This is a genomic window from Kitasatospora sp. NPDC093679, from assembly GCF_040683455.1.
GTDB classification, from domain to species: Bacteria; Actinomycetota; Actinomycetes; order Streptomycetales; family Streptomycetaceae; genus Kitasatospora; species Kitasatospora arboriphila.
This window is the reverse complement of sequence record NZ_JBFBDW010000041.1, coordinates 13235-25988: the sequence shown is the minus strand read 5'-3', so window position 1 is coordinate 25988 and position 12754 is coordinate 13235. Positions and strand designations below refer to the sequence as shown.

The 12754-nt window shown below is 74.1% G+C and carries 11 protein-coding genes; 5 read left to right on the top strand and 6 right to left on the bottom strand.

The window, feature by feature from the left end; all coding sequences use genetic code 11:
- Window positions 1-76 precede the first annotated feature (76 nt).
- Window positions 77-1042, top strand: coding sequence for a YafY family protein (locus AB0O09_RS27605; RefSeq protein WP_363545808.1), 966 nt, complete (start codon window positions 77-79; stop codon window positions 1040-1042).
- A gap of 3 nt (window positions 1043-1045) precedes the next feature.
- On the opposite strand, the gene AB0O09_RS27600 is transcribed toward AB0O09_RS27605, so the two are convergent.
- From AB0O09_RS27600 to AB0O09_RS27575, 6 genes are all read right to left on the bottom strand, one after another.
- Entirely contained in the window at window positions 1046-2779 is a 1734-nt protein-coding gene (locus tag AB0O09_RS27600; RefSeq protein ID WP_363545805.1) for a pyruvate dehydrogenase, read from the bottom strand.
- A gap of 112 nt (window positions 2780-2891) precedes the next feature.
- A complete protein-coding gene (locus AB0O09_RS27595; RefSeq protein ID WP_363545802.1) occupies window positions 2892-5288 on the bottom strand; it encodes a glycosyl hydrolase family 65 protein in 2397 nt (798 codons plus the stop codon).
- The gene (locus AB0O09_RS27590; protein WP_363545799.1) at window positions 5285-6043 is read right to left on the bottom strand and encodes a beta-phosphoglucomutase family hydrolase; all 759 of its coding nucleotides are present in this window, start codon (window positions 6041-6043) and stop codon (window positions 5285-5287) included. Before AB0O09_RS27590 ends, AB0O09_RS27595 begins: the two co-directional genes overlap by 4 nt.
- Before the next feature lie 98 nt (window positions 6044-6141).
- Window positions 6142-6915, bottom strand: coding sequence for a VOC family protein (locus AB0O09_RS27585; RefSeq protein WP_363545796.1), 774 nt, complete (start codon window positions 6913-6915; stop codon window positions 6142-6144).
- A 115-nt stretch (window positions 6916-7030) separates the two neighbouring features.
- Window positions 7031-9037, bottom strand: coding sequence for a carbamoyltransferase C-terminal domain-containing protein (locus tag AB0O09_RS27580; protein WP_363545793.1), 2007 nt, complete (start codon window positions 9035-9037; stop codon window positions 7031-7033).
- A 213-nt stretch (window positions 9038-9250) separates the two neighbouring features.
- A complete protein-coding gene (locus AB0O09_RS27575) occupies window positions 9251-10237 on the bottom strand; it encodes a helix-turn-helix transcriptional regulator (RefSeq protein ID WP_363545790.1) in 987 nt (328 codons plus the stop codon).
- Between the two features lie 355 nt (window positions 10238-10592).
- On the opposite strand from AB0O09_RS27575, the gene AB0O09_RS27570 reads away from it, so the two are divergent.
- The 4 genes from AB0O09_RS27570 to AB0O09_RS27555 all read left to right on the top strand — a co-directional run bounded on the left by AB0O09_RS27570 (window position 10593) and on the right by AB0O09_RS27555 (window position 12739).
- The gene (locus AB0O09_RS27570; RefSeq protein WP_363545787.1) at window positions 10593-10835 is read left to right on the top strand and encodes a hypothetical protein; all 243 of its coding nucleotides are present in this window, start codon (window positions 10593-10595) and stop codon (window positions 10833-10835) included.
- Between the two features lie 38 nt (window positions 10836-10873).
- Window positions 10874-11137, top strand: a complete 264-nt coding sequence (locus tag AB0O09_RS27565) for a hypothetical protein (RefSeq protein WP_344627463.1) — start codon at window positions 10874-10876, stop codon at window positions 11135-11137.
- A 70-nt stretch (window positions 11138-11207) separates the two neighbouring features.
- Window positions 11208-12086 carry a hypothetical protein gene (locus AB0O09_RS27560; RefSeq protein WP_363545784.1) on the top strand — a complete coding sequence of 293 codons (879 nt, stop codon included), beginning with the start codon at window positions 11208-11210 and terminating at the stop codon, window positions 12084-12086.
- Window positions 12020-12739 (top strand): VOC family protein, encoded by a 720-nt coding sequence (locus AB0O09_RS27555; protein ID WP_363545781.1) that lies wholly within the window; start codon window positions 12020-12022, stop codon window positions 12737-12739. Before AB0O09_RS27560 ends, AB0O09_RS27555 begins: the two co-directional genes overlap by 67 nt.
- The last annotated feature ends 15 nt before the right edge of the window (window positions 12740-12754 follow it).

The following is a 12754-nucleotide window of genomic DNA, read 5'->3' as shown; positions in this document are numbered from 1 at the left end:
TCTCGGGGGGAACACCTCCGACGCTAGGCCGCGATTAGGCCGGATCCTGACCGCAATGTGCGCGAGACTCGGGGCCATGACCGACACACCCGCGCGGCTGCTGTCCCTGCTGTCGCTGCTGCAGACCCCGCGCGAATGGCCCGGCGGCGAACTCGCCGACCGGCTGGGCGTCAGCCCGCGCACCGTCCGGCGCGACGTCGAGCGGCTGCGCGACCTCGGCTACCCGGTGGAGGCCACCCGCGGCCCGGTCGGCGGCTACCGGCTGGTCGCCGGCACCGCGATGCCCCCGCTGCTGCTCGACGACGAGGAGGCGGTGGCGATCGCCGTCGGCCTGCGGACGGCCGCCGGGCACGCCGTGGACGGCATCGAGGAGGCGTCCGTCCGGGCCCTCGCCAAACTCGTCCAGGTGCTGCCGTCCCGGCTGCGGCACCGGGTCTCCGCGCTCGACACCGCGACCGTCCCGATGCTGCCCGGCGACGGCCCCCGGATCGACCCCGAGGACCTGGCCGTGCTCGCCTCCGCGGTCGCCGCCGGGGAGAAGGTCCGCTTCGGCTACCATGCCCGCGACGACGCCGAGACCCGCCGCCTCGTCGAACCGCAGCGCCTGGTCTCGGCCGGCCGGCGGTGGTACCTGGTCGCCCACGACACCGACCGGGACGACTGGCGGCTCTTCCGCGTCGACCGGATCTGTGCCCCGCAGCGGACGGGGCTGCGCTGCGCCCCTCGCGAACTGCCGGGCGGGGACGCCGCGGCCTTCGTCGCGGCCCGGCTGGCCGGCCCGGCCCGCTCCTACCGCGCGGTCGCCACCCTGCACCTGTCGCACGCGGAGGCAGTGCGCCGCCTCCACCCGGGCGCCGGCGAACTGGAGCCGTTGGACGGGCGGCGCTGCCGGCTGCGCACCCGGGCCGACCCGCTGGAGTGGCTGGCCGTCCGGCTGATCACCCTGGGCTGCGAGTTCGAGGTCCACGAACCCCCGGAGCTGGTCGAGCACCTGCGCGCCCTAGCCGGCCGCGCGGCCCGCGCGGCCGGGCCGGCGGTCTGAGCGTCAGGGCCGCGGGACGTTCCGCAGGTTCGACCGGGCCAGGTCGATCATCCGGCCGACGCCGCCGGAAAGCACGGTGCGGCCGGCGGCCAGGGCGAAGCCGCGGAGCTGGGCGGCGGTGATCTTCGGCGGGACGGCCAGGGCGTTGGGGTCGGTGACCACGTCGACCAGGGCCGGGCCGGGGCGTTCGAGCGCCTCGGCGAGCACCTCGCGGACCTTGGCCGGATCGGTGACCCGCTTGGCGGGGATGCCGGCCGCCCGGGCGATGGCGGCGTAGTCGACGTCGCCGTTGTCGACCTCCCACTCGGGGTAGCCGCTGACCAGCATCTCCAGCTTGATCATGCCGAGCGCGCCGTTGTTGAAGACGACGGTCTTGACCGGCAGCCGGTGCTTGGCGACGGTGAGCAGTTCGCCGAGCAGCATGCCGAGCCCGCCGTCGCCGGACATCGAGACCACCTGCCGCCCGGGGAAGGCCAGTTGGGCGCCGATGGCGTGCGGCAGGGCGTTCGCCATGGAGCCGTGCAGGAAGGAGCCGATCACCCGGCGGCGGCCGTTGGGGGTGAGGTAGCGGGCCGCCCAGACGTTGCACATCCCGGTGTCGACGGTGAAGACGGCGTCGTCGGCGGCGACCTCGTCGAGCACCGAGGCCACGTACTCGGGGTGGATCGGGGTGTGCTTCTCGATGTCCCGGGTGTAGGCGCCGACGACGGTCTCCAGGGCCTTGGCGTGCCGGGCCAGCATGCCGTCGAGGAAGCGGCGGTCGGAGCGCTGCGCGAGCAGCGGCAGCACGGCCCGCAGGGTGGCCGACACGTCGCCGTGCACGGCGAGTTCGAGCGGGACGCGGCGGCCGAGCCGGGTGGCGTCGTGGTCGACCTGGATCACCCGCCGGGTCGGCAGGAAGGAGTCGTACGGGAAGTCGGTGCCCAGCATCAGCACCAACTCGGCCTCGTGCAACGCCTCGTGGCAGGCGCCGTAGCCGAGCAGGCCGCTCATGCCGACGTCGTAGGGGTTGTCGAACTGGATGTGCTCCTTGCCGCGCAGCGAGTGCCCGATCGGGGCCAGCAGGGTGGCGGCGAGCTTCATCACCTCCTCGTGGGCGTCGCGGCAGCCCGCGCCGCAGAAGAGCGTGACGGTGGCGGCCGACTCCAGGGCCACGGCGAGCCGCTGGACCTGGCCCCAGGGCGGGGCGGCGACGGCCTGCTCGGTCAGGAAGGACGAGCTGCCGGTGGGGCCGGCCGCGGGCAGCGCGGCGACGTCCCCGGGGAAGGCCAGCACCGCGACGCCGCGCGCCCCGAGGGCGTGCTGCACGGCCACCCGGATCAGCCGCGGCAGCTGCGCGGGGGTGGAGACCGTCTCGCAGAAGCCGCTGCAGTCGGTGAACACCCGCTCGGGGTGCGTCTCCTGGAAGAAGCCGGTGCCGATCTGCCCGGACGGGATGTGCGAGACGAGCGCGAGGACGGGGACGCCGCTGCGCTGGGCGTCGTAGAGGCCCTGGACGAGGTGGGTGTTGCCGGGCCCGCAGGAGCCGGCGCAGACCGCGAGCCGGCCGGTGAGTTCGGCCTCGGCGGCGGCCGCGAAGGCACCGGCCTCCTCGTTGCGGACGTGCACCCAGGAGATCCCCTCGGCGCGCCGGATGGCGTCGACCACCGGGTTGAGGCTGTCGCCGACCACGCCGTAGACCCGCTCGACCCCGGCCTGCCGGAGCACCTCGACCATCTGTTCGGCCACACTGCCCACGGGGTCCGCCCTCCGGTCGCCGGTCGCAGGTCGCCACCACCCTGCGACGGCGGACCGCGGCGGGCACCCCGTCCGCGGCGAACGGGTGAGGGCCTCGGGCCCTCTCTCCGGGTCACTCGGCGGGCAGGTGCTCGATCGGCTGGGTGTGCACGCCGGCCTGCGGGTGCCGCCGGGCCGGTTCGCGGCCGGGCGGCTGGGTGCACCGCTCGGGCGGCACCTCGGCGACCGTGGTGGGCCGGTGCAGCGGCGAGCCGGCCTTCACCTCCAGCACCTCGCCGTCGTGCTGGACCTGGATGCTCTCGCCGCGCTTGAGCGTGTAGGTGGTGGTGGCGTGGGTGATCTCGACCCGCAGCAGGTTGTCCCGAACGCGCAGCGCGAAGGAGAGCCGGCGCAGCCCGGAGGGCAGCCGGGGCCGGAAGGAGAGCCGGCCGCCGCGGTCGCGCAGCCCGCCGAAGCCCGCCACCAGGGCGATGCAGGCGCCGGCGAGGGAGGCCATGTGCAGGCCGTCGCGGGTGTTGCCGCCGAGGTCGTGCAGGTCCATCAGGGCGGCCTCGGCGGTGTAGTCGTACGCCAGGTCGAGCTGGCCGACCTCGGCGGCGATGACCGCCTGGGTGCAGGCCGAGAGCGAGGAGTCCCGGACGGTGAGGCGCTCGTAGTAGGCGAAGTTGCGGGCCTTCTGCTCGTCGGTGAAGGCGTCCCCGCGGACCTGCATGGCGAGCACCAGGTCGGCCTGCTTGACGACCTGCTTCCGGTAGAGGTCGAAGTACGGGTAGTGCAGCAGCAGCGGGTAGTTCTCGGCCGGGGTGCTCTCGAAGTCCCACAGCTGGTGGTCGGTGAAGCCGTCGGCCTGCGGGTGCACGCCGAGGTTCTCGTCGTAGGGGATGAACATCGCGGCGGCGGCGTCCCGCCAGGCGGCGGCCTCCTCGGTGTCGACGCCGAGGGTGCCGGCCTCCAGCGGGTGCCGGGTGGCGGCCTCGGCGGCGGCGCGCAGGTTGGTCTGCGCCATGAGGTTGGTGAAGACGTTGTTGTCGGCGACGGCGCTGTACTCGTCGGGGCCGGTGACGCCCTCGATGCGGAACCGGCCGGCCGGGTCGTGGTGGCCGAGCGAGCGCCACATCCGGGCGGTCTCGACCAGGAGTTCCAGGCCCCAGGTGCGCTCGAACTCGACGTCGCCGGTGGCGGCCACGTAGCGGACGACGGCGGCGGCGATGTCCGCGCCGATGTGGAAGGCCGCGGTGCCGGCCGGCCAGTAGCCGGAGCACTCCTCGCCGCGGATCGTCCGCCAGGGGAAGACCGCGCCGGCCAGGCCGAGCTGGGCGGCCCGCTCGCGGGCCATCGGCAGCGTGGTGTGCCGCCAGCGCAGCGCCTGGTCGACGGCGGTGGGCAGGCAGTAGGTCAGCACCGGGAGGACGAAGGTCTCGGTGTCCCAGAAGCTGTGGCCGTCGTAACCGGGACCGGTGAGGCCCTTGGCGGGGATCGCCCGCTCCTCGCTGCGGGCACCGGCCTGCAGCACGTGGAACAGCGCGAAGCGGACGGCCTGCTGCAGCTCGACGTCGCCCTCGACCTCGATGTCGCTGCCGCCCCAGAAGTCGCCGAGGAAGCCCTTCTGCTCGGCGACCAGGCCGTCCCATCCGGTGTAGCGGGCGGCGGTCAGCGCGGCCTCCACCTGGTCGCGGACGGCGGGCAGCGAGCGGGTGGCCGACCAGCCGTACGCGACGAACTTGACCAGCCGCAGCCGCTCGCCGGCCTGCAGCACGGTGGTGACGCTGATCCGGCCCTGCTGCTCGGTCGCCTCGGCGGTGGCCTCGAAGCGGTCCGGGCCCTCGATGAGGTGGTCCATGCCGGCGGCGACCCGCAGGCCGCTGTACCGGGTGCGGTGCACCAGCACGGCCTTGGTGCCGACCGCCTCGTGCGCCTCGGCGACCAGCGGCGCCTCCAGCACGGCGGCGGCCCGCGGGTCGCGCTCGCCGTCGGGGAGCTGCTCGTTGGCGACCAGTTCGGACTGCAGCACGATCCGGACGGGCCCGTCGACCGCCTCGACGGTGTAGTCGAAGGCGGCGACCGCACGCTGGGTGAGCGAGACCAGCCGCGCGGAGGAGACCTTGACGGTCCGTCCGGCGGGCGAGGTCCACTCGGCGGTGCGGCGCAGCACGCCGTCCCGGAAGTCCAGGCTGCGCTGGTGCTGGTGCAGGTCGCCGTAGCGCAGGTCGAAGGGCTCGTCGTCGACCAGCAGCCGGATGATCTTGCCATTGGTGACGTTGATGACGCTCTGGCCGGACTCGGGGTAGCCGTAGCCGCTCTCCGCGTAGGGCAGCGGGCGCAGCTCGAAGACGCCGTTGAGGTAGGTGCCGGGCAGGCCGTGCGGCTCGCCCTCGTCGAGGTTGGCGCGCAGGCCGATGTGGCCGTTGGAGAGGGCGAAGACGGATTCGGCGCGGGCCAGTCCGGCCAGGTCGAGGCCGTGCTCGACCACGCCCCAGGGGTCGATGGCGAAGGTGTCCTGGCCGTTCACCGCACCTCCCCGGGTGCGTCGGGGAGCAGGTCGGCGAGATCGTTGACGACGAGGTCGGCGCCGTGCGCGCGGAGCTCCTCGGCCTGGCCGACCCGGTCGATGCCGACCACCGTGCCGAAGCCGCCGGCCCGGCCGGAGGCGACGCCGGCCAGCGCGTCCTCGAAGACGGCGGCGTGCTCGGGCGCGGTGCCGAGCTCCCGGGCGGCGGCCAGGTAGGTGTCGGGGGCGGGCTTGCCGGCGAGGTGGTCGCGGTGCGCGGTGATGCCGTCGACCACCACGTCGACCAGGTCGTCGATGCGGGCGGCCCGCAGCACGTCCCGGCAGTTGGCGCTGGAGGAGACCACGGCCCGCGGCAGGCCGAGGTCGCGCAGCCGGCGCAGGTAGGCGACGGAGCCGGGGTAGGGCTCGACGCCCTGCTCGCGGATCATCTGCAGCACGGTGTCGTTCTTGGCCCGGCTGAGCCCCTGCAGGGTGCGGGTGCCGGGGGCGTCCTGCTCGTCGCCCTCGGGCAGGTGGATGCCGCGCGACTCGAGGAAGCCCCTGGTGCCGTCGAGGCGCGGCCGGCCGTCGACGTACTCGTCGTAGTCGGCGACCGGGTCGAAGGGCACGAAGGGTGCGCCGGTGCGGTCCGCCTCGGCGCGCAGGAAGGTGTCGAACATGTCCTTCCAGGCGGCGGCGTGCACGGTCGCGGTCTGCGTCAGCACGCCGTCCAGGTCGAAGAGGAAGGCGTGGATGTCGTCCGGAAGCCCCAGCATGGCTGCAAGTCTTGCCGGTTCGGCCGCCGATATGCCGCCCATTCGCGGTCCGGCGTGTTGGAGCCGTTCGGCGGGCGGCCGGCGGTGGCCGCGGCGGGTCAGGCCGGCGTGATGACGGCGAAGGCGGCACCCTGCGGATCGGCGACCAGGGCGGAGCGGCCGGCCGGGCCGTCGGCGGGCGGGGCGAGGACGGTGCCGCCGGCCTTGACCAGGGCGTCGACCGTGCTGTCCGTGTCGTCGGCGGCGAACCAGACCCGCCAGTGCGAGGGGCTGCCCGGCGGATCCGTCTGCAGACCGGTGACCCCGCCGACCGTCCGGCCCTCGACCTTGATGCCGAGGTGGCCGGGCATGCCCGCGATCTCGGCGGTCTCCGCCCCGAAGACCGCTCCGAGGAAAGCGGAGGCGGCCCCGACGTCGCTGGTGTGCAGGTCGTTCCAGGTGAGGGCGCCGGGCTCGTTGACGACGTGGGCGCCGAAGAAGTCCAGCGGCTGCCAGACCCCGAAGACGGCCCCGGTCGGGTCGCTGGCGACCAGCATCCGGCCGACGGTGCCGACGTCCACGGCCGGCATCAGCGTGGTGCCGCCGGCGGCGTCGACCGCGGCGCGGGTGGCGTCGGCGTCGTCGGTGGCCAGGTAGGTCGTCCAGACGACCGGTGGCGGCGGCTCGCCCGCGGGGACCGTCTGCGGGCCGATGCCGGCCACCGGACGGCCGTTCAGCGAACAGATCGCGTAGCCGCCGAACTCGGCCGGCCCGACCTCGCCCTGCCAGCCGAACAGGTCGCGGTAGAAGTCGAGGGCGGCCTGCTGGTCCCCGGCCATCAGGTCGACCCAGCAGGGAGTGCCGGGCCGGTAGCGGGCGGTTACCTCGGGCATCGTGCCTCCCTGGGGGCGGGTCCGGCCCCGTGCGCGCGGGGCGCCCCCTCGGACCACCCTTCCGGGTGACACCGCGGCCCGCCACCGGAGCGGGCCGCGGCATCGGCGGTGCCGGTCAGCGGCCGCGCCGCAGCGGGTTGATCACCCCGAACGCGCCGGTCAGGGTGGACGGGTCGACGAAGGAGCCGCCCGGGCCGTGGGTGCGCCGGAAGTTCTCGGCGAGGCCCGAGAAGGACGGGTCGACGGCGGCCCGGTAGGCGGCGAGCATGTTGACCCGCTCCGGGGTGGAGAGCTCGCGTTCGGCGCGCAGCTCGTGGCTGCGGGACAGGTGGTACATGCCCTCGACGGTGTAGCCGGCGTCCAGCCAGCCCTGCCAGAGCGCGTCGCGGTCGTCCTCCTGCCCGGCGAAGTGGTGCAGGGCGCGCGGGCGGGGCTCGGTCGGGGCCGCGGCGGCGGGCAGCGGCTCGGTGCGCAGGGCGACCCGGCGGCCGCACAGGTAGAGCACGGCGACGCCCTTGCGGACGCAGAAGTTCAGCGCCTCGGCGGCCTGGTCGACGACCGCCTCGCCCTTGTCGTTCAGGGAGGTGTTGCAGAGCACCGGCACGCCGGTGGCGGCCCGGAAGGCGTCGAGTGCGCGGTGCAGCAGCGGGTTGGACGCGGCGGTGACGGTCTGGTGCCGGGCGGAGCCGTCCAGGTGCACGACCGCCGGGACGAGCGCCCGGACCTCGGGCCGGACCTGCACCGCCTCCAGCATGTACGGCGACTCGCGGTCGCAGGCGAACCAGTCGGCGGCGTGCTCGGCCATCACCATCGGGGCGACCGGACGCCACCACTGGCGGCGCTTGTACTCGTTGAGGAGGTCCTTGACCTTGGTGGAACGCGGGTCGCCGAGCAGGCTCCGGTGGCCGAGGGCGCGCGGGCCGAGCTCGGCCCGGCCGTCGACCCAGGCCACGACGCCGTCGGAGACGTCGGCGACGAACTGCTCGGGGTCGAAGTCGGTGACGGAGGCGATCCAGGGGGCGAACTCGGTGAGCGCCTCCTCGGTGTCGCGCACCTCGCGGCCGAAGTAGGCGGAGTCGATCCGCAGTTCGGCGCCGTCCAGCAGGCCCGCGCCGTACAGGCCGAGCAGGCCGAGGCCGATGCCCTGGCCGGAGTCGTTGGCGCACGGCGGGGTGATCAGGCTGCGGAAGCCGAAGCGGTCCATCAGCAGCGTGTTGGTCGGGCAGTTGAGCGCGTAGCCGCCGGTGGTGGCGAGGTGGGTGTCCTCGGCGCGGATGCCGCCGGCCTCCAGCAGGCGCTCGACGTTGCGGATCGCGACCGCCTCGCAGCAGCGCTGGACGACCTTCATCACCGCGCTGCGCAGGTTGTCCTCGGCGCTGAGCGCCGGGTCGGGCGCGGCCCCGCCGAGCTGCCGCTCGGCCTCGGCGACGATCTCGCGGACGAGGTCGTGCGCGGCCTTCCACGGCTGGGTGGCCGAGCCGCCGAAGAACGTGACGTCCCGGACGCCGGCCTCCGCGTCGAAGGCGATCGAGGTCTCGGAGGCGGAGGCCAGCGCCATCAGCGAGCCCGGCTCCAGGCCGAAGACCGTCTCGGCGGCGGTGTAGAGCGGCCCGGGCGACTCCACCGGCAGGAAGGTGACGGCACCGGCCTTCACCACGCAGCCCGCGTACCAGTAGCGGTTGGGCCGGGTCTCCTGCGCGTAGTCCGGCAGCGCGTCGATGGCGAGGCCGACGATCTGCTCCTCGCGGAACAGCCGGGTGTCGCGCAGGATGCCGCTGAAGAGGTGGGCGAGGCTGTGCACCGGGAAGTCCTCGGCACCGGACGGCTTGGGCACCGGGCGGTCGCCGGGCAGGCCGGGCGTGCCCCAGCAGGCGGTGACCTCGGCGGGGGTGAGCCCCTCCTCGGCGAGCAGGGCGGCCAGGAAGTCGGTGGCCCGCCCCTCGGTGTACAGCGGCCAGAAGTGGTGCTTCTGGCCGCTCACGCGCTCCAGCTCCCACACCCGGACCAGGTCGACGCGGTCGCCGTCGCGGCGCCAGAGCGCGACGTTCTGGTCGTGGCGCACCGAGAAGACCGCGCCCGGGCCGGGCGGGGTGAGATAGGCGGACAGGAAATGCTCGGCCACGGTTCCCTCTTTCCTCTGGCTGCCAGGACGAGGCGATTTCCCCCGGCGCCTGCGAACGACCCGGCCATTGGAACACCGGGCCGAGCGGCCGGTCCATGCTGAATTGCCGTGTTACGTACCGGTACTGACGTCTGTACGCATGTGCGTATCCGGTGGGGGAGAGCGATTTCAACGACCGTTCCGGTCGGCTTTGCCGCGGATTTGCGCGCGGGGTCAGAGCCAGCCGCGGCGACCGGCGTACAGCCCTGCCTCGAAGCGGCTGCGGGCACCGAGCCGGTCCATCAGGTCGGCCATCATCCGGCGGACGGTGCGCAGCGACAGGCCGAGGTGCTTGCCGGCCGCCTCGTCGGTGTAGCCGCGGCCGAGCAGCCGGAGCAGTTCCTGCTCCTGCCGGGTCAGGCCCTGCTCGTCGCGCTCGCGCGGGGCGCCGAAGGGGGCGGCGTCGGCCCACACCTGCTCGAAGAGCGACACCAGCGCGGTGATCACACCGGTGGAGCTGATCTGCACGGCGCCCTTGCGGGTGTTGGCCGGGTCGATCGGCACCAGCGCCACCGACCGGTCGAAGATGATCATGCGCAGCGGCAGGGCGGGCACCGTCCGCACCTGGCCGCCGAGTTCGGTGAGCCATTCGGCGTGCCGGGTGGTGGCCCGGTCCTTGCGGACGCTGTCCAGGTAGATGGTGCGCATGACCACGCCCCGGCCCAGCGCCTGGCTGTTCAGGGGGCGACTGGCCTGCAGCGATGTCGCGGACTGGGTGCCGCCGGGGCTGAACGACAGGCACTCGGAGGAGATCGAGGAGGTCAGCTCCTCCAGCCGGGCCTGGACGGTGGTCATCCCGATCAGCCGCTCGATCCGGTTGTTCTCCTCGCTCGCCGACTCGTCGCGGTACTCGGCGAGCAGCGCGGTGATGGCGGCCTGACCCTCCTCGAAGCGGAGCTGGTTCTCCTGCTGCAGCGACTCGTTGTACTGGAGCAGCGCGGGCAGGCCCACCCTCGGGTCGACCGGCCGCAGCCCGCCCGGATCCTCGCCGGGCACCTCGTCGGACGGTCTCAGCAGGCGGAGCGCGGCCAGGTGGTCCAGCGCCGCACGCACCTGACCCTCCGTCAGGCCGAGCTTGCGCATCAGCCCCTCGACCCCGATCCGATGGTCCGTCAGCATGATCCTGTAGACCGCTTGCGCCGCGCTGTCGATCTCCTGCATCGTCGAACCCCACCTGCCGCCATGTCCCCGTCCCGGCGCTCGGCCGGGCATGATGCCGGTCGATCATGCCAGGGCCGGGACAGTCCGGACAACCGAATGGTCGGGGCGGCCCGAATCGGCCGCGATCACTTCGCGCATTCGCGTGGCACCAACCTGCCAGGCAGATCTTCATGCCGTCCTGAACACCTTCCGATACCTTCCGGGCTCCCGCAGACTTCTTGTTGTCGGGGGGCCGCCGGGCCCCTCCGCCAGGACCGGCCGTAAAGCGCGGAACGTCATCACGGTTGGATGACGGAGCGTGATCGATGAATGGCCGCGTTCCCGCTTCCGAAGCAGCAATTCGCATGGGGGAATCATGCTTTCCTGTACCAGGTACGCCGGGTCGGCCCTGCTCGCGCTGGCCGTCTCCTTCGGGGTGCTGGCCGGCTCCGCCCAGGCCGCCCCGGGTCACCGTCCGTCGCCGACCGCCGGCACGGCCGCGGTCACCGCCACCGTCTCCGCCGAGGTCGGCACCGCGCTCGGCACGGTACTGCCGGCGATCGAGCACGGCGCCCGGCTGCCGAAGGTCGTCCTCAACGACGACATCCGCTGGGACTGATCCACCGTCAACCGGCCGGAGGCCGAACGAACGTGCACATGGCCACCGCCACCCTGGTCGGGCCGGCCTCCGGCGACGTCGTCGACGCCGCCCTGCTCGCCGCCCTGCTCCGCGCCACCGCCGAGGAGCACAGCGGACTCGAGCACCTGACCGTCGTCCCCCGTCCGGGCCGGACCGACGTGGTGCTCTTCTACACGGGCACCAGCCCCTGCGCCGCCGACGCGGCCGGCACCGACCTCTGCCGGCGCGCACTGCGCGCCGCGGCCGAACTCGGCCGCTGGAATCTCTGCCAGGACGGGTGAGACCACCCTTCCGCCCCGCCGTGCCGACCGGCCGACCGTCGGTGTGCGCAACGATCCGCCAGGAGATGCTGTGACGGTTATCGAGCCGATCGTGCTGAATTTCTTCGGCATCGACGTCGTCGTCGACGGCGCCGACCGGGACGCGGTCGCCTTCCACTTCGGTCCGCACACCGTCCGTCGACCGCCGGCCCCCGACCACCTGCGGGTCGAGTTCGGCGGCACCGCCGGAACCGGCGAATTCCTCGTCCGCCGCGGCGACGGCACACCGCTGCTGCGGCGGGCCTTCCGCGGCTGGGGCAACGTGCCGCCGCCGCTGCCGCCGTTCGCGGTGCTGGCGGACCGCTTCCACCTCGTGCAGGCGGTGGTGCTCGCCCGGGGCGCCACCACCGTCGCCCTGATCGGCGGCCCCTACGCCGAGCAGGCCAACGTGGCGGCCGCCCTCGCGCACCGCTCCTGGGAGTTCGTCTCCGGCCGGCTGCTCGTCGTGGACCGCCGCACCGGCCAGGTGCTGCCGTACCTGGCACCGCTGGAGGTGCGCGGCAGACCCGCCGGCTGGCTGCGCGGCGCCGGCCTGCCCGACGGGCTCTGGCGCACCGTCACCTCGCCGACCGGCGCCGAGATCCTGCTGGTCCGGCCCGAATGCCTCGGACCGGTCGTCCCGGTGCGGGCCAGACCCGCCCCGCCGACCCTCGTCCGGCTCTGCCGCGGCACCGACGAAGGGGTCCGGCTGACCCCGTGGCGCGGCACCGTACCCGCCTGGCCGCCGGGGACGGCCGGACTCCCGGCCGACCTGCCCGCCCACCGCCTGGAACTGCCGGGCGTGAGCGGCGCCGAGGAGGCGGCCGGGCTGATCGATCAGGGACTGACCCAGAAGGGCGCACCATGCCTCGACGTACCCGCTATTCCCCCGGCACGCCGTGCTGGGCTGACTGCATCACTCCGGACCTGACGGGCAGCCAGTCCTTCTACGCCGAACTCTTCGGCTGGGAGTACGTCCCCGAGACTCCCGGCTACCAACTGGCCGTCCTGCGCGGCGAGATCGTCGGCGGCTTCGGCGCCGCACCGACCGGGACGCCGCCGCGCGCCGCGTGGAACGTCTACCTGGCCACCAAGGACGCCGAACACACCTGCGCACTGGTCGGCCTGGCCGGCGGCCGGGTCGTCATGCCGCCCGTACCCGCCGGCGACAACGGCCGGCTCTTCCTCGCCGTCGACCCGGCCGGCGCCGCCGTCGGCTTCTGGGAGGGCCACCGGGCCGAAGGCGTGGTCGTCGCGGACGAACCGGGCGCCGTCAGCGGACACGAACTCCGCGTGCCGGACGCCACCCGGGCCGCCGCCTTCTACGGCGACCTCTTCGGCCACCGGACGGCACCCGGCGAGGAGGAACTGCACCTCGACGGCGCCCCCGTCGCCCGGCTCACCGAGGGCGACGCGGGCCGCCCGCTCTGGCTGCCCCACTTCGGCACCGCAGACCCCGCGGACACCGCCCGGCTGGCCGTGGAACTCGGCGCCGAACCCGTCCGCCCCGCCGACGGCCGCCCCGGCCTGCCGGCCCTCCTCCGCGACCCGTGGGGCGCCGAATTCGGCCTGGTCCAGGCATAGCCTGCAAGGTTCACC